At 27.3% G+C, this 15,965-nt stretch carries 14 protein-coding genes; 2 read left to right on the top strand and 12 right to left on the bottom strand.

The features are described from left to right. Window positions 1–92 precede the first annotated feature (92 nt). Together AWT65_RS00235 and AWT65_RS00230 are read left to right on the top strand one after the other, a co-directional pair. The gene (locus AWT65_RS00235; RefSeq protein WP_066728127.1) at window positions 93–1,676 is read left to right on the top strand and encodes a hypothetical protein; all 1,584 of its coding nucleotides are present in this window, start codon (window positions 93–95) and stop codon (window positions 1,674–1,676) included. 77 nt (window positions 1,677–1,753) lie between these two features. Then, on the top strand, window positions 1,754–2,443 hold the full coding sequence (locus AWT65_RS00230) for a GTP pyrophosphokinase (protein ID WP_066728125.1): 690 nt from the start codon (window positions 1,754–1,756) through the stop codon (window positions 2,441–2,443). Here AWT65_RS00230 and AWT65_RS00225 read toward each other — a convergent pair whose 3' ends face one another. The 12 genes from AWT65_RS00225 to dnaG form a co-directional block, all read right to left on the bottom strand. Further along, window positions 2,444–3,031, bottom strand: a complete 588-nt coding sequence (locus tag AWT65_RS00225; RefSeq protein ID WP_066728119.1) for a LacI family DNA-binding transcriptional regulator — start codon at window positions 3,029–3,031, stop codon at window positions 2,444–2,446. It abuts the gene before it with no gap. Continuing rightward, on the bottom strand, window positions 3,028–4,119 hold the full coding sequence (locus tag AWT65_RS00220) for an ABC transporter ATP-binding protein (protein WP_066728115.1): 1,092 nt from the start codon (window positions 4,117–4,119) through the stop codon (window positions 3,028–3,030). The genes AWT65_RS00225 and AWT65_RS00220 overlap by 4 nt, the downstream gene beginning before the upstream one ends. A 105-nt stretch (window positions 4,120–4,224) precedes the next feature. Next, window positions 4,225–4,710: a phosphatidylglycerophosphatase A family protein gene (locus AWT65_RS00215; protein ID WP_066728113.1), complete on the bottom strand. Its 486-nt coding sequence runs from the start codon at window positions 4,708–4,710 to the stop codon at window positions 4,225–4,227. After that, the gene (locus AWT65_RS00210) at window positions 4,707–6,002 is read right to left on the bottom strand and encodes a glycoside hydrolase family protein (RefSeq protein ID WP_198142920.1); all 1,296 of its coding nucleotides are present in this window, start codon (window positions 6,000–6,002) and stop codon (window positions 4,707–4,709) included. Before AWT65_RS00210 ends, AWT65_RS00215 begins: the two co-directional genes overlap by 4 nt. Beyond that, a complete protein-coding gene (locus AWT65_RS00205) occupies window positions 5,980–7,848 on the bottom strand; it encodes a dipeptide ABC transporter ATP-binding protein (RefSeq protein ID WP_066728106.1) in 1,869 nt (622 codons plus the stop codon). The genes AWT65_RS00210 and AWT65_RS00205 overlap by 23 nt, the downstream gene beginning before the upstream one ends. A gap of 1 nt (window position 7,849) precedes the next feature. Beyond that, window positions 7,850–8,686, bottom strand: coding sequence for an ABC transporter permease (locus AWT65_RS00200; protein WP_066728104.1), 837 nt, complete (start codon window positions 8,684–8,686; stop codon window positions 7,850–7,852). A 9-nt stretch (window positions 8,687–8,695) separates the two neighbouring features. Beyond that, entirely contained in the window at window positions 8,696–9,634 is a 939-nt protein-coding gene (locus tag AWT65_RS00195) for an ABC transporter permease (RefSeq protein WP_066728098.1), read from the bottom strand. Beyond that, window positions 9,634–11,217 carry an ABC transporter substrate-binding protein gene (locus tag AWT65_RS00190; protein WP_066728095.1) on the bottom strand — a complete coding sequence of 528 codons (1,584 nt, stop codon included), beginning with the start codon at window positions 11,215–11,217 and terminating at the stop codon, window positions 9,634–9,636. Before AWT65_RS00190 ends, AWT65_RS00195 begins: the two co-directional genes overlap by 1 nt. Window positions 11,218–11,422: 205 nt before the next feature. Beyond that, entirely contained in the window at window positions 11,423–12,538 is a 1,116-nt protein-coding gene (locus AWT65_RS00185; RefSeq protein ID WP_066728093.1) for a hypothetical protein, read from the bottom strand. A gap of 155 nt (window positions 12,539–12,693) precedes the next feature. Continuing rightward, complete coding sequence (locus AWT65_RS00180) at window positions 12,694–13,053, bottom strand: Rid family detoxifying hydrolase (RefSeq protein WP_066728086.1); 360 nt, start codon at window positions 13,051–13,053, stop codon at window positions 12,694–12,696. A gap of 12 nt (window positions 13,054–13,065) precedes the next feature. After that, window positions 13,066–14,172: an RNA polymerase sigma factor RpoD gene (rpoD, locus tag AWT65_RS00175; protein ID WP_066728084.1), complete on the bottom strand. Its 1,107-nt coding sequence runs from the start codon at window positions 14,170–14,172 to the stop codon at window positions 13,066–13,068. Beyond that, complete coding sequence (gene dnaG / locus AWT65_RS00170; protein WP_066728082.1) at window positions 14,162–15,934, bottom strand: DNA primase; 1,773 nt, start codon at window positions 15,932–15,934, stop codon at window positions 14,162–14,164. The genes rpoD and dnaG overlap by 11 nt, the downstream gene beginning before the upstream one ends. Window positions 15,935–15,965: the final 31 nt, after the last annotated feature.

The raw sequence follows: 15,965 nt of genomic DNA, 5'->3' as shown, positions 1-15,965 counted from the left end.
AATACTAAGGATAAACTAATTATTCACTTTCTAATCCTCGTTTTTTGAGGTATAATATATTTAGTAAATATCGTGAAAAGGAGATATACAATATGAAAAAATCACTATTATTAACTGCATTAATAGCAAGTGTTGCTTCATTAGCTGCTACTACAGGAACAGTTGAATTAGAAGTAAAAAATGAAATGAAAGCTGAAAAAGTAAATGAAGTGCTAACTGAAAATAAGACTTCTGCTAAATTAAAATCTGAAGTTAAGGTTGCAAATTCAGGATTTAGTTTTGGTACTGAATTAGGATTAAAAGAATTGACATTATTTAAATTAGGTAAAAAAGATTCTACTCAATTTGAAGGGTTCAAAACTTTAAAAGAAAAAAATGATGGTTCAAAAGTTTGGGCTAAATATGAATTCCCTGAATTAAAAGGTTTCCATTCATCAGTTAAAGCTGAATACAATATTCCAGAAAAAATTAAAGCTGAATTAGATGCAAATTATGAAATAAAGAACAAAGCTACATTAGGATATAACACTACTCACGAATTAAAGTTAGGTGGAACTGAAAAAGTTGAAGGTAAAAGCATAACATCTACTCAAAAGGTTTATTTAAATGTTACAAACCCTAAATTTGTTGATTCTAAACTTGAAGCTGAAGTTAAACATGATTGGCAATTTGAAAAGAAAGAAGTTACTAAAGATAAAAAGAAATTCACATATTATGAACCTGAATTCTTTAAATCAGTTAAAGATATTAGAGGAGAAGCTAAATTAAATTACAAAGTTCTTAATAACTTAGTTTTAGGTGGAGAAGCATATGTCAAATATATTAACTTTATCGATGGTAATGATAAAGGAAAATATAAAGACTTCTTAATTGGTAAGGATGATGCCGAGTTTGCTGAAGGTGTAAAACATACTGGAACAGGTGCTGTTGCTTTAAATCTTACATACGAAAAAGATAAATTAAAATTAGAAAATAAGGTATTCTTACAAAATATATTTGAACTTCAAGATGATACAATTACTAGAAATAATTTTGGTATGATAGATATAAACAGTATTTCTACTGATGCTAATAACCCTACATCTTTTGAAACTCTTTTAAAATTCCACTACGGAACAAATATAAAGGCTACATATACTGCTATTGACAAATTAACATTGACTGCTGATACTACATTTGGTGGAACAAGCAGTAATATTGATATTAAAACTACTTTAACTAAAAAAGATAATAAGATTGAAAGAAAATTAGAAAAGAACAATAGTGATCACCTTGATAAAGATGGTAAAACAAATGAAACTAACCATACTCTACATGCTGGTTATGTAAAAGTTGCTTTAGGTGCTAAATATGATTATGAATTAATAGATGCAGTTACTTTAACTCCAGAACTTAATGTTAAGGTTGAAGCTACTGAATTGAAATCTCCATTAGCTAAGAAGAGAAGTCAACATGAATTTAAGACTAATGGCGTTGACAATACAAATTACAACTTTGTTTCATTAGAAATTACACCTAAATTATCAGTTGCATACAAACCAATTTCTAAATTCACTGTAAGTGCTAATGCTGAATTACCTATTACTTTGGATAATAAGAAAAATGATAAGAGAGATAAATTTGAATTTAGAAATGTTCAAATTAAACCAAGTGTAAATGTTAAATATGAATGGTAAAAATAATTACAAACAAGTTAGATTTTCTAGCTTGTTTGTTTTTTTTATGCTAAAATATAGTAAAGGTGGTGAATTAAATGCTTGATTTTACTGTTTTTGAACAGTTACAAACACTCTATGAAACTTTAGATGATGAGCAATTTGAAGTTATTTTAAAAAGCTCTTATCCCTATCAAAAATTAATTGCTGAGCATGAATGTGCCTTATTAGAAGTTGAAACTAAATTAAAAGTTTTGAATGTAGAATTTTCTGTTAGAAAAGAAGGGAATCCAATAGAAAGCATAAAAAGTAGGATCAAAACCCCTATAAGTTTAATTTCAAAGCTAAAAAGAAGGGGCATTGCTTTAACAAAAAAAGATATAGAAGAAAATATTTTTGATATTGCTGGAATAAGAGTTATTTGTCACTTTGTTGATGATGTTTATAGCATCATTGAATCACTTAAGGCACAATATGATTTGAAAATATTTGAAGAGAAAGACTATATTAAAAATCCAAAACCTAATGGTTATAGAAGCTATCATCTAATTGTTGAAATTCCCATTTTTCTATATGAAAAAATGATATATAGAAAAGTTGAAATTCAATTTAGAACTATAGGTATGGATTTTTGGGCAACTATAGAGCATAAAATTCGCTATAAAAAAGATATTGATAATACAGAAAAAATTCAAGAACTCTTACTTGAATGTGCAAAATTGAGTGCAAATTTAGACGATAAAATGCGTAATGTTAAAAATTTAATTACTCAACAAAAAAGGCTATGATTATAGCCTTTTTAAATGTATATTAACTGCTTTTTCTTCAGGATATAGAACTAAATCAATAAGTTTTTTTATAATATATTCTATATTCTTTTCATTTATTTTTTCTTCTTTATCTATGCTAAAGCAATTAAAATTAAATATCTTATCACTTCTAGTGAATATAACCTTTGGCAAACTAAAAATTTCAAAATATTGTTCCAAAATATCTAATTCATTTGGCTCTAGTAGTATAATACCATCTACTGCTTTTGAAACTACTATATCCAAAACATTCAAAATATCTTCATCCTTAGTTTGAATTACTAAACTTGTATAATTAATTTTTTTTAATTCCTCTACTAATTTAACTACAATTTTCATCTGTTCTTCACAAGAAAATGAAACTATTAAAATTGCAATAGTTTTTGCTCTTAATTTATCCTCTATATTAACATCTATATCTTTTTGATAATTTAACTTATTTGCCATATCAAATATCTTCTGTTTTGTTTTTTCTGAAACTCTAGAAGGTCTATTATTCAAAACAACACTAACAGTTGATGTTGATAAGCCTAATTTATCTGCGATATCCTTTACCCTTATTTTCATAAACTAACATTCTTTTCTGTTTCAATATCAAATATATGGCACTTGCTTGTATCAAATTTAAAATAGCAAGTTCCTGATTTCTTACTAAGATCTATTCCTTCAACATTTATTCTTGAAGTCCATTGTTTCATTCCCATATTAAAATAAATATATTCTTCATTTCCCATTTGTTCTACAACAGTTACTTCCCCTTTAATGTCTAATTCTGTTCCCAAAGATATTGACTCTGGTCTTATTCCAAAAATTACTCTTTTTCCAATATATGATTTAACTTTAGCTGCCTTATCTGCATTTAAAGGTATCTTTTGGTCAGCTATTTTTACATATATTTTTGAATCTTCTTCTATTAAATCTGCCTCTATCAAATTCATTGTTGGCGAACCAATGAAACCTGCAACGAATTTGTTTGCTGGTCTATGATAAAGATTCAAAGGTGTATCTACTTGCATAATTTTACCATAATTTAAAACTGTTATTCTTTCTCCCATTGTCATCGCTTCAACTTGATCATGAGTAACATATATCATTGTAGTTTTAAGTTCTTTATGTAATTGAGTTATTCTTACACGCATAGACACTCTTAATTTGGCATCCAAATTAGATAAAGGTTCATCAAAAAGAAATACTTTAGGATGTCTAACTATTGCTCTTCCTAAGGCTACCCTTTGTCTTTGTCCTCCTGACATTTCCTTTGGTTTTCTATTCAACAACTCTGTTATTTCCAATTTTTCCGCTGCTTCCTTAACCCTTTTATCAATTTCTTGCTTAGATATCTTTCTTAATTTAAGACCAAATGCCATATTTTCATATACTGTCATATGTGGATAAAGTGCATAATTTTGGAAAACCATAGCTATTCCTCTATCCTTTGGTGCAACATCATTAACTAGGGTATCACCTATATATATTTCACCACCAGTTATTTCTTCTAAACCTGCTATCATTCTTAATGTAGTAGATTTTGCACAACCAGATGGACCTACAAATACCATAAATTCTCCATCTTTGATTTCCAAATTAATTCCATGCACTGCTTTAAATCCATTAGGATATTGCTTTTCAACATTTTTTAAAATAACACAAGCCATTTATTTCAACTCCTTGATAAATTATTTTTCTGTAAAATTATCTAGTTTTGTTCATTATATTAAGAGTATATCCTGTTTTTTTTAATTTGCAAAATTTTTTATCAACTATATTTCCCAACCATAATTGTGTGCTAATCTACTGCAAGCAGCTGCAGCTACTGCTCCTATTAAATCATCAAGGAAAACATTGCATTTACCTTCAACTTTTTTGTCTATTTTTTCTAATATCCCAGGTTTAAGTTTATCTAAATAACCATAATTAGTAAAACCTATACTTCCATATATATTGCAAATAGATAAAGCCATTATTTCATCTACACCATAAAGAGGATTATCTTCCATTAAAATCTTATCTAATGGACTTGATATCTTTCCTTCTTCTGCTAATTTATCTAATTGTATTCCTGTAATTATTACATTTTGAACTTCTCTTTTTCTTAATACTCTTTCTACATTGAATTCTGCTTCTTCTATAGTAAGATCCTTATAATATTTTTTTTGAGAAATTAAAACTAATTCTGCGATATCTCGAATTTTTACCCCTCGTTGTTCTATAAGGCTAATAGTTAAATCATATAATTCATATTTCATTTAAACTCCTTTTTTTCTAATTCTCCATAAATTTTATATATCTTCGCCTTTTTAAACCTAATATTTAATCTAATTAATTGTCTATTTGTTGCTTCTTTAAAAGTAGCTACATAAATATTTTTTCCTTTTTTTACTTCTACTTCCTCGTGATTATCTGTACTTATTAAAATATATCCATCTTCTTCTATATCTGCATCAATATAGAATTTATCTTCCATAAAAAACATTTTGCATGTAGTAATACTTGCCTCTTTACCATTATCTAATTGCCCCAAGTATGCTAATCTATCATCTTCAACATAGGCTCTCATCAAGCTACCTTTTCTATTTCCTGTATGTTTACCTTCAGAAGAAATATAGTAAAAATACAATCTATTAGCTATTTTAATTGGAGTAGAACTAAAAATACAACCCTTAATATCTATAAATGGTGTTTGATCTATATAATGCCACGTAGTATAATCATTAGAATATGTCAAATGCAAAGAAACTGTATCATATTCTTTATCTAACATATTTCCTTCGTTATATATTGAGGCTAAACCCAAGGTATAGTCTGCCAATTTAAAAATTGGCATAGAATATACTTGTTTTTCATAAGTTTGAGTTAGTGGTATAATTTCCTTATTTTCCCATTTAAAAAAATCTTTGCTTGTTGCAAGTAATGGATATCTCATTGCATCTTTCCAAATTCTTGTAACCAAAATATATTCTTTTAAATATTCATCATAAATTATTTGATTATGAGTATCTGCACGAGGATTAAAATTTTCTAATTTAATTGGTTCTGAGAAATTTATCCCATCTTTTGAAAAAGCAACTGCTAAATATGTTACTTCATTGCCATAATCTATTTTAGTGAATAATTTATATTTTTTATTTTCATCTTTTTCTTTTTCATCAAAAAAAACAGAAGTTCCATGAAAAAAATTAGCAATAATATTATTTTCTTTGCTCGCATTGAATTCAACTAAACCTAAATTAGGTTTTATCCAATTTACACCATCTATACTTTCTGCATAACATAAAGAAACTATTCTATTATTTGTTGGTATATATGGTTCTTTCCCATTATTATCATCTTTTGTAAAAGTTGAATAATAGCAACGGTATTTTTTTTGTTGTTTATCGTAAAATACATTAGGATATGAATTATCAAATCTTATTTCCCAAGCTTTTTCTTCTGTGAAAAGTATTTTTTCTTCCTTTATTGCCTTATTTATATATATTTTTGCATTATTCATATTATGAGGATAGTAAAAACTCAAATCAAACAAGTGTATTACTTTCATTTTTATCCTTTCCATATATTTTAGATATGTCTGGAATAGACTCTAATAATTTCTTAGTATAAGCATTTTTAGGTGAATTAAAGATTTCTTCCGTTGTTCCTTTTTCCACAAATTTTCCATTATTTATTATATAGATATAGTCACACATATATTTCACTACACCCAAATCATGTGAAATGAAAATATAGCTTATACTCTTTTTTTGTTGTATTTCTATCAAATAGTTAAGTACCTGTGCTTGTACTGATAAATCAAGTGCTGAAACAGGTTCATCAAGTATAAGTAATTCTGGTTCAAGACACAAAGCCCTTGCTATACAAATTCTTTGTCTTTGACCTCCTGAAAACTCATGAGGATATCTGTCCAGATATTCTTTTGGTAAATTAACCATTTTTAAAGCCTCTAAGATTTTTTCATATCTTTTATTTTTATCTCCCATTTTATGTACTCTCATTGGTTCATCTAAGGCTTCATATATTTTTTTTGATGGATTAAGAGAAGAATATGGATCTTGAAATACCATTTGTACCTTTTTTCTAAAAAGTAAATCTTTTCCTTTTGACAGCTTATATATATTTTGCAAGCCTTTTCCCAAGTCTATATTTATTTCTCCATCCGTTATGTCATGCAATTTCATAATTGATTTTGCTAAAGTAGATTTACCACAACCTGATTCTCCTATTATACCTATAGTTTGTCCTTTTTTTACATTAAAATTAATATCTTCAAGAGCCTTTATTGGTTCTTTTTTTCTAAAAATTGATCTTTTGGGGTTATAGTATTTTTTTAAATTTTTAACCTCTAAAACTACTTCATCAAACTTATTTTTCTCTAATATTTCTTCATTTCTATTATTTAACTTAAATGACTTATAGCAAGTACAACGAACAAAATGGTCTTTTTCTACTTCATGTAAACTAGGATTGATTTCATGAGCTTCTTTAGGTAAAAAAGGAATTCTATTTGAAAATCTACAAACATTTTCAGTAAATTCTGTTATAGGTGGAACAATACCATCTATTACATATAGCTTTTTCCCCTTATTTCCTTTTGTAGGTATAGCCTGTAATAAAGAACGAGTGTAAGGATGTAGAGGATTTTTGAATATTTCATAAGCAGTAGCTCCTTCAACAACTTCACCTGCATACATGACCAATACCTCATCTGCCATTTCAGCTATTACTCCAAGATCATGAGTTATTAAAATTATTGACATATTATATTCTTCTTTTAAATCTTTAAGTAACTTTAGTATCTGTGCTTGTATTGTTACATCTAATGCTGTTGTTGGTTCATCTGCTATCAAAATATCAGGTTTACATATCATCGCCATAGCTATGATTATCCTTTGTAATTGCCCCCCACTAAATTGATGAGGATAATCATTAATTCTATCCTTTGCATTCTTTATACCTAATTTTTCTAAAAGTTCTATTGCTTCTTTCAAGGCTTCACTTTTTTTTATATCTTTATGTTCTAATAACACTTCTATTATTTGATTAGCTATTGTATATACTGGATTCAAAGCAGCCATTGGATCTTGAAATATCATAGAAATCTTATTTCCACGTATATTTCTAAAAATTTTTCCATATTGCTTTAATTTATTTAAGGTAATTTCTTCATCTTTGTTATAGTACTTTATTTCTCCTTCTATCTTGCAATTTTCAAGTAAATTTATGATAGAATTGACTGTTAAGCTCTTTCCACAACCTGATTCACCAACTATACCAAGTATTTTTCCTTTTTTTAGGTTAAATGAAATATCTTTTAATATTCTAAGTTCTTTTTTGTCTTTTTTTAGATAAGTATTTAATTCTTTAACTTCTAATATATTTTCTCTCATTTTATTCTCCTTGTTTTGGATCCATTATATCTCTTAAACCATCACCTATAAAATTAATAGATAGAATAAATAGAGATATAGTAATACCTGGTATTAGCCATAACCACCAATTATTTTGTATAACATCTAAAGATTTTGCTGCATTTATTATATTTCCCCAAGTTGGAACATCTACCGGAACACCTACTCCTAAAAAACTAAGCCCTGCTTCTCCTAATATGAAGCCAGCAACATTAAGACTAAGTGCCACTATAACTGGAGACATTGCATTGGGTAATATATGTTTAAATATTATTCTTAAATTAGACATTCCAATAGCTTTAGAAACTTGAACATAATTTTCTTGTTTCAAAGATAAAAATTCATTTCTTACCATTCTAAATGTTGTCATCCAACCTGTTATAGAAAAAATGAATATAATATTTTTAACTCCTTGTCCTATGATACTAGAAATTAAAAGTATCAATATTATACTAGGAAATATTTGAAATAGTTCTGATAATTTAACAAAAAATTCATCTATTTTCCCTGAAAAGTAACCAGATATGCTACCTAAAATTGTTCCTATCAATGCTCCAAATATTGCACTTATAACCCCAACAGCTATGGAGACTCTTCCTCCATAAAGTAATCTTGCAAAAACATCTCTACCTAATTGATCTGTTCCCATTATATGTTTTTTTGATGGTGCAAGTAATATTTCATTAACTTCTACAGTATTTGCTCCATACTTTGTTAATAAAGGGGCAAAAATACAGGCTAAGGTTAATATTATGCAAAGTATCAATCCAAAAATAGCCAAATTATTATTCAAAAGTTTTTTTAATTTTTTTCTCATTCATATCACCTAATATCTTATTCTTGGATCTAATATAGCCATAACTATATCAACTATCAAACTACAAGCTAGCATAACAAAAGCCACCATCAAAGTTGTCATCATTATCACAGGATAATCCCCTGCTGTAATGCCTTCTAATATTACACGACTTATTCCAGGCCAAGCAAAAATATTTTCTATTATTACTGAACCTCCTACAAGTATAGGTAATCTGAAAATTAATAAAACTAAGATAGGTCTTAATGCATTTTTTAAAATATGTTTAAAATATACCTTAAATTCTGAAATCCCTTTAGCTCTAGCTGTTTTAACATAAGGCATATTACAAATATCTAATATTGAATTTCTTGTATATCTCATTACAGCTGAAACTAGAGCTAGTGATAGAGTTAAACTCGGTAAGACTAAATGTCTTATCGAGCTATAACTAGAAGAATATCTACCACTTATTGGAAATAGTTGTAATTTTATTGCAAATATATTAAGTAATAAAATTCCAAAGAAAAAACTCGGTATAGCAGCAGCTAATACTGAAAAAAATCTAACTATATTATCCACTATACTATTTTGCTTTATAGCTGCAAGTATCCCTATAGCTATACCAATAATTGTTGAAAATATTAAAGCTGTAAAGGCTAATATGAAAGTTGCAGGTAAAGCTTGCTTAATTATATCTTTAATAGCAGTACCTGAAACTATACTATAGCCAAAATCGCCTTTTAAAATTCCTATTAGCCACTTAAAATATCTATATATTATTGGTTTATCCAATCCTAATTGCACTCTCAATTTATTAATTTGTTCAACATTAGCTGCCATATCTGGAGGAACAATATATGTTATTGGATCAACCGGAACTAATTGTAAGCCAACAAATACTAAAAAACTTATTAATATCATTGTTGGTATTATGAGTAATATTTTTTTTACAATATATTTTTTCATTATCTTAATTCCCATTTTTCAAAGTTGTAATCATATCTGTAGAATGTATTAGCAAAAGTTACATCACTTGGTATTTTAACCTTATTTTCATTTATGAATAAATAGTTATTGAAAGTATATAATGGTAATTTATATAATTTTTCTTGTTCTAATTTTTGTAATTGTTGTAATATATTATTTCTTTCAGTTTCATCACTTGTTTGTGATAATTTTTCAACTAGAGCATCAAAAGATGTATCTCCATTATATATATTTTTGAAGTTTACATTATTTGAAGTATATTCTCCATACCAACTTTCATATCCAAATGATGAGAAGCCTTTATATGCTATATCATACTTTCTTTGTTTAAATAATGCTGGTGTTGAACTTGATTGTATTTGAACTAATTTTGTTTTAATTCCTATTTGATTTAATTGATAACTAATTGCTTGCATAAAGTCTACTGATGTTTGATCTTTATAGTAGTATGTTATAACCAAAGGATCATTAAAATTATAGTTTGCTTCTTTTAATAAAGCCTTTGCCTTTTCTTGATTAAATTCAAATTTATTAACATCTTTTAATTCTTCTGGCTTACCATCAGGTACTGCAGTATAATTTGCCTTTGCTACTTCTGGATATAGCTTATTACCTAACGTAACCTTATCTATTGCATATAATAAGGCTTGTCTTACTCTTACATCTGATAATTTAGAATTTCCTTTACCATCTATACCTGCTAAATTAACTATAAAATATCTATAAAATAAAGCATCTACTGGTATTTTTTTCATTCCTTTTATTTTACTTATTTCTTGAATTTCTTTAGGTTTATTTGTTTGGAAAATATATTCATTTCCATTTTGTACTGCTAAAGTATGATCTTGTACAAAATTATATACTACTTTTTTTATCTTAGGCTTTGTTCCTTCATAATTTGGATTTATACCTAATTCAATATAGTTTCCAACTTGTATTTTATCTACTTTGTACATACCACTTGTAACTGGTTTTGACCAAAATGAACTATTATGTAATTCAAGTGGATTTTCTTTTTCTAAGCAATGTTTAGGTAAAATATAGAATTGTGCTAAAACATTCATAAAATTACCTATAGGTTTTGTTAATTTAATTGTTACCTTATCTTTATCAACAATTACACCCTTCAAATCTTTAGCTTTTTCGTCCTTTAAATCCTTAGCTCCTTCTATTTTTGTAAATGCTTCTGTAAAAATACCATTTATTAATGAAACTTTAAGAGCTTCTTCAATACTGAATTTAACATCTTCTGCAGTTAATGCTTGTCCATCTGACCATTTTAAATTAGGCTTCATAGTAAAAGTATAAGTCTTTTCATCTTTAGAAATTTCATATTTTTCAGCTAAATCAGGTTTAACTTCTTTGAAATTTGAAGATGATATTACTAGCCCACGATAAAGTAAATATGGCATTAATCCATCCCCACTTTGCCAGTAATAATTAATCTTATCTCCTGTACCTACTAAAAATCCTGCTAATTCAAATGTATCAGCATTCTTGCTAGCAACTCCACAAGAAAAAAGTGTGAATAATAACATAATGTAAGAAATAATTTTTTTCATATAAGCCTCCTAAATTCTTATTTATTTTATATTGGGATAATGTTATACCTTGAAATATTTCAAAAGTAAACATCAAATAATTAAAAAAACTCATAACTATGCCAACGGCACACTATGAGTGCCTCTTAATTATATCAAAAATATAAAAAAATAGCTAGCAAATAACTAACTATTTAACTTGAACTAAATATAGAAAATTTAACTCTTAATGTAAACTTTTTAAAATTTCTATTAACTTATCATATTTTTCTTTAAGTTCCTCAATTTCTTTTTTTTGTTCTTTTACTATTTTACGAAGATCTTCATTATTTTTTTTATCTAAATTCACACTAATTCCTAATCCTAAAGCTAAATTCCCTTTATTATTTAAAGATCCACTTAATTTATATCCTAATTTGCCTTCAACTCCAGTAAAACCTATAGCTACAGAATGAGCCCCTCCATAGTATCCATAAGCTGCACTTAAATTATGCCCATAAGTTTGAATCAAATTTGCAATTGCTACTGCATTAGATATTCCATTTATTGCTAAATCTGATTTTGATAAACTATCATCTATTTTTTTTATTGTTTCTTTATCAATACCATTCATACTTGTATTTTTTAAACTAATTGTAATTTCTCCTTTATTATTTACTTCTGTAGAAATTCCATTTTTACCATAAATTTTCAAAACATTAAACCCTACATGTGTTAAATTATTATTTCCATCTTTAGATAAATATGCCATATCTGATGTCTTGTCTGCGGATACTTGTATTGCTGTAGCATATACCAACTGTCTCATTGTTGGAGCATCATTTGGATTTATACCATCTCCTACATTTACTATTCTTCTAGTAAATCCATCCTTTTTAGATATTCTTCCTACAGAAACTGTCATAGCTTCATCTGCTTTTGACATATATCCTATAGCTACTGAAGTCCCTTTTGTAGCATCAGCCAAACCTCCAATAGCAACTGCTGTACTTTCAGAACTCGAACTATTTCCTATTGCTATACCTTCTTGTCCTACAACTTCTGCTGAAGATCCTATAGCAACTCCTTCTCTTCCAATAGTTTTTGAACTATATCCTATTGCTATAGCTTTATCACTAATTATTTCCTTATTTTCTTTTTTATCTTTTGGAGTAGTTGCATTATTTGTACTTGCATCCTTACCTATAGCTATGGAATATTGTTCATTAGCCTTAGAATTTTTACCTATAGCTATTGCATCATTTCCACTTGCACTTCCACCACCTACTTCATAACCTTTTGTTTCTTCTGAATAAATTATAGTTGATAAAATAGATAAAATAATTAAGAATGTTTTTTTCATAGTATATTCTCCTCTCTACATAATCTTACTCTAATTTATAATAAAAAGTCAATAAATATTATATAATCCGAAGTTTTTATCTATATTTTACTATAAAAAAACTGACCTCCTTTAATTACTTTTTGAGGTCAGTTCATACTCTATTCTTTAATATTTTACTTATGTGCCAATACTTCTACTTCAACCAATGCTCCCTTAGGTAATGCCTTAACAGAAAAAGCTGATCTTGTAGGATAAGGTTCTTTAAAGAATGTTGCATAAATTTCATTAACTTTAACAAAATCCTTTATGTCATCTAATAATACTGTGGTTTTAACTACATTGTCCATAGTCATACCATTAACTGCTAATATATTCTTTATATTAGTGAAAACTTGTTTAGCTTGTTCTTCCAAGCCTTCCTTCAATTCATTAACAGCTGGATCTAAACCTATTTGTCCTGAAACATATAGATAATCACCAACCATTCTATAAGCTGAATAAGGCCCTACAGCCTTAGGAATTAAATTTTCCATAATATCTTCCCCCTATTTTCTATAATTTTCCAAATTGCTTGTATATTTTTTGCTTTTTAATTTATTAATAGCCTTAACTTCAATTTGTCTAATTCTTTCCCTTGTAACATTGAAAATTTTTCCTACTTCTTCTAATGTTTTTGGTGCTCCATCATCAAGACCAAATCTATGTCTTAAGACTTGTTCTTCCCTTTCATTAAGAGCATCTTTTAAAATTCCTTCTAATTTTTCACGAAGTAAAACTCTAGCAGTAGCATCATATGGATTTAAGAATTTGTCATCTTCAACAAAGTCTCCTAATTCACTATCTTCCTCACTACCTACTGGGGTTTCTAAAGATATTGGATCTTGGTTCATTTCCAAAATACTTTTTACCTTATCTATTGGTATATTCAATTTCTTAGCAAGTTCTTCTGGAGTAGGATCTTTTCCTGTTTCTTGTAGTATAATTCTACTTGCTTTTTTTATCTTATTTATTGTTTCTATCATATGTACTGGTATTCTAATTGTTCTTCCTTGATCTGCTATTGCCCTTGTTATAGCTTGTCTTATCCACCAAGTGGCATAAGTTGAAAATTTAAATCCCTTTTCATATTCAAATTTTTCAACCGCTTTCATAAGACCCATATTGCCTTCTTGAATAAGATCTAACAATTTAAGCCCTCTATTCGTATGTTTTTTAGCAATACTTACAACTAATCTTAAATTTGACTCTATTAATTTTTGTTTAGCAGCAGCATCACCCTTAACTACTCTTTGGGCTAAAGCAATTTCTTCTTCATGAGAAAGCAAGGGAATTTGCCCTATTTCACGAAGATACATTTTTATAGGTTCATCCACATCCATGTATTCTGCAAGTTTCATAATGTCATCATTTAACATTTTTTGAACTTCTGCATCATCTAATTTATCATATGGAACATCTGAATCTACATCTTCAATTACTATAATACCTTCTTTTTTTAATTTATTTGCTATTTGATCTATTTTTTCAGTTGATATTCTATTCTTTAAAATACTATCAATCTTAGATCTACTTATTTCTTTTTTTTCTCGTGCATCTTTTAATATTTTAGATATATCTTCTTTTAAACTATTATTTTTTTTATCATAAAGCATGCATTTTCCCCTTTTCATATTCCAAATAATCGTCATATACTTTCTTTATTTTTGGTAAATCCACGCTCTTTTCAATATGTTTCACACGGCTCACAAAAGACATGTAGCTAGCGTAGTCTTCATCATTCATATTATCATAGCCTTCAAAATAGTTTACTATCATTTCTCTTGAATTTTTAATATATTGTAAAATCCATTCTCTATAGAGAATTACATAGTCTATTTTAATATCATCATACTTCAAGGTTAAATCAAATAATATTCTCGACTCTTCATTACTTAGATTTTCAACTTTAAAATCATTTTGATATAACTTCTCAAACATTTGTGAGAAATATATATTTGAAAAAGAAATTTTTTCAAACAAAGATAATTTCTCTTTTATGCCCTTTTTGAAATCTTTATAGAGTAAAAATATGGTCATTTCTTCTAATTGTCTTTGTCTATTATTTATTTGTTTTTTACTTTTAGTTGTAACTTTTCTTTCTTCAACTGGCATTTTTGCTGATTTAACTAAATTAGATTTTAATGCTTCAATAGAAATATTTAACTTTTTAGCAAATTTTTTTATAAATTCTTCATAGTAAATCGGATTTTTAATTGAAGCAAAATATGAATTCATTTCTTTTATTAACTTTCTTTTTACACCTAACTTTTCTATATCTCCTTCTGCCAAATAATATTTATATAGAAAGTCAAAAGCATCTTCAGATTTTTTTATTTCTTCAATAAAAGCATCTTTTCCATAATTCTTTAAAATTTCATCTGGGTCTTTGCCCATATTTGAATAATCCATAACTTTTACATTAAAGCCATAATTATTCAATAAAAGTATCGCTCTAATTTTTGCAGCCAAACCTGCACTATCATTATCATAAGCTATAAGAATATTTTCGGTTAATTTTTTTATATATTTCACTTGATTTGCTGTTAGTGCTGTTCCCAAACTAGCTATTGAATTTCTTATATCCGCCTTATGTAAGGCTAGAACATCAAAATATCCTTCAACTAGCATACATGAATTATATTTTTCTATTATATTTCCGCCATCAAAGATCCCATATAATTCATTACTTTTTTTAAATATTTTAGATTCTTTAGAATTAATATATTTTGCTACTTCTGGCTTTGCTGAAATATCTCTACCACCAAAACCTACTATATCACCTTTTTTATTAAATATAGGTATCATAATTCTATCTCTAAAAATATCATAATAGCCATTTTCACCTTTAGCTACAAGTCCTAATTCTAATAAAATATTTATATCTTCTTTAGAAAATGCCTTATAAATATCATCCCAAGTATTTTTAGCATAGCCTAATTTAAACTTCTTTATATCTTCTAAGCTATAGCCTCTATTTTTTAAATAATTCTGTGCTATAGGAGAATTTAAAAGATTAGTAGCATAATATTCACAAATTTTTTTAGTTAAGTTATAGTATTTATCATAGTAATTAGCATTACTTCTAGCAAGATTTATATTCACATTATATTTTTTCGCTAGTTGTTCTATTGCTTCTAAGTAACTAATTTTATTAATTAACATATAGAAACGAATTGCATCTCCACCTATATCTGAACTAAAATCTTTGAAAATTTTCTTTGTTGGGCTTACCATAAAAGACGGGGTCTTTTCATCCTTAAAAGGTGACAACCCCTTGTATCCTGAACCAGATTTTTTTAAATCAACATATTGTGATATTAATTCAACTATGTCTATCTTAGATAACAATAGTTGTTTATCTTCATCTTTCAACATCTTTTACCCTCATGCTATAGTATATTGTGAT

The organism is Sneathia sanguinegens (assembly GCF_001517935.1).
GTDB lineage: Bacteria > Fusobacteriota > Fusobacteriia > Fusobacteriales > Leptotrichiaceae > Sneathia > Sneathia sanguinegens.
This window is presented reverse-complemented; position numbering and strand designations above follow the sequence as displayed.

Coding starts and splice junctions, on each gene's coding strand:
- AWT65_RS00185 (WP_066728093.1), bottom strand. CDS start 12,538: ATGAAAAAAACATTCTTAATTATTTTATCTATTTTATCAACTATAATT.
- AWT65_RS00235 (WP_066728127.1), top strand. CDS start 93: ATGAAAAAATCACTATTATTAACTGCATTAATAGCAAGTGTTGCTTCA.
- AWT65_RS00205 (WP_066728106.1), bottom strand. CDS start 7,848: ATGAGAGAAAATATATTAGAAGTTAAAGAATTAAATACTTATCTAAAA.
- AWT65_RS00200 (WP_066728104.1), bottom strand. CDS start 8,686: ATGAGAAAAAAATTAAAAAAACTTTTGAATAATAATTTGGCTATTTTT.
- AWT65_RS00215 (WP_066728113.1), bottom strand. CDS start 4,710: ATGAAATATGAATTATATGATTTAACTATTAGCCTTATAGAACAACGA.
- rpoD (WP_066728084.1), bottom strand. CDS start 14,172: ATGCTTTATGATAAAAAAAATAATAGTTTAAAAGAAGATATATCTAAA.
- AWT65_RS00230 (WP_066728125.1), top strand. CDS start 1,754: ATGCTTGATTTTACTGTTTTTGAACAGTTACAAACACTCTATGAAACT.
- AWT65_RS00195 (WP_066728098.1), bottom strand. CDS start 9,634: ATGAAAAAATATATTGTAAAAAAAATATTACTCATAATACCAACAATG.
- AWT65_RS00180 (WP_066728086.1), bottom strand. CDS start 13,053: ATGGAAAATTTAATTCCTAAGGCTGTAGGGCCTTATTCAGCTTATAGA.
- dnaG (WP_066728082.1), bottom strand. CDS start 15,934: ATGTTGAAAGATGAAGATAAACAACTATTGTTATCTAAGATAGACATA.
- AWT65_RS00210 (WP_198142920.1), bottom strand. CDS start 6,002: ATGAAAGTAATACACTTGTTTGATTTGAGTTTTTACTATCCTCATAAT.
- AWT65_RS00190 (WP_066728095.1), bottom strand. CDS start 11,217: ATGAAAAAAATTATTTCTTACATTATGTTATTATTCACACTTTTTTCT.
- AWT65_RS00225 (WP_066728119.1), bottom strand. CDS start 3,031: ATGAAAATAAGGGTAAAGGATATCGCAGATAAATTAGGCTTATCAACA.
- AWT65_RS00220 (WP_066728115.1), bottom strand. CDS start 4,119: ATGGCTTGTGTTATTTTAAAAAATGTTGAAAAGCAATATCCTAATGGA.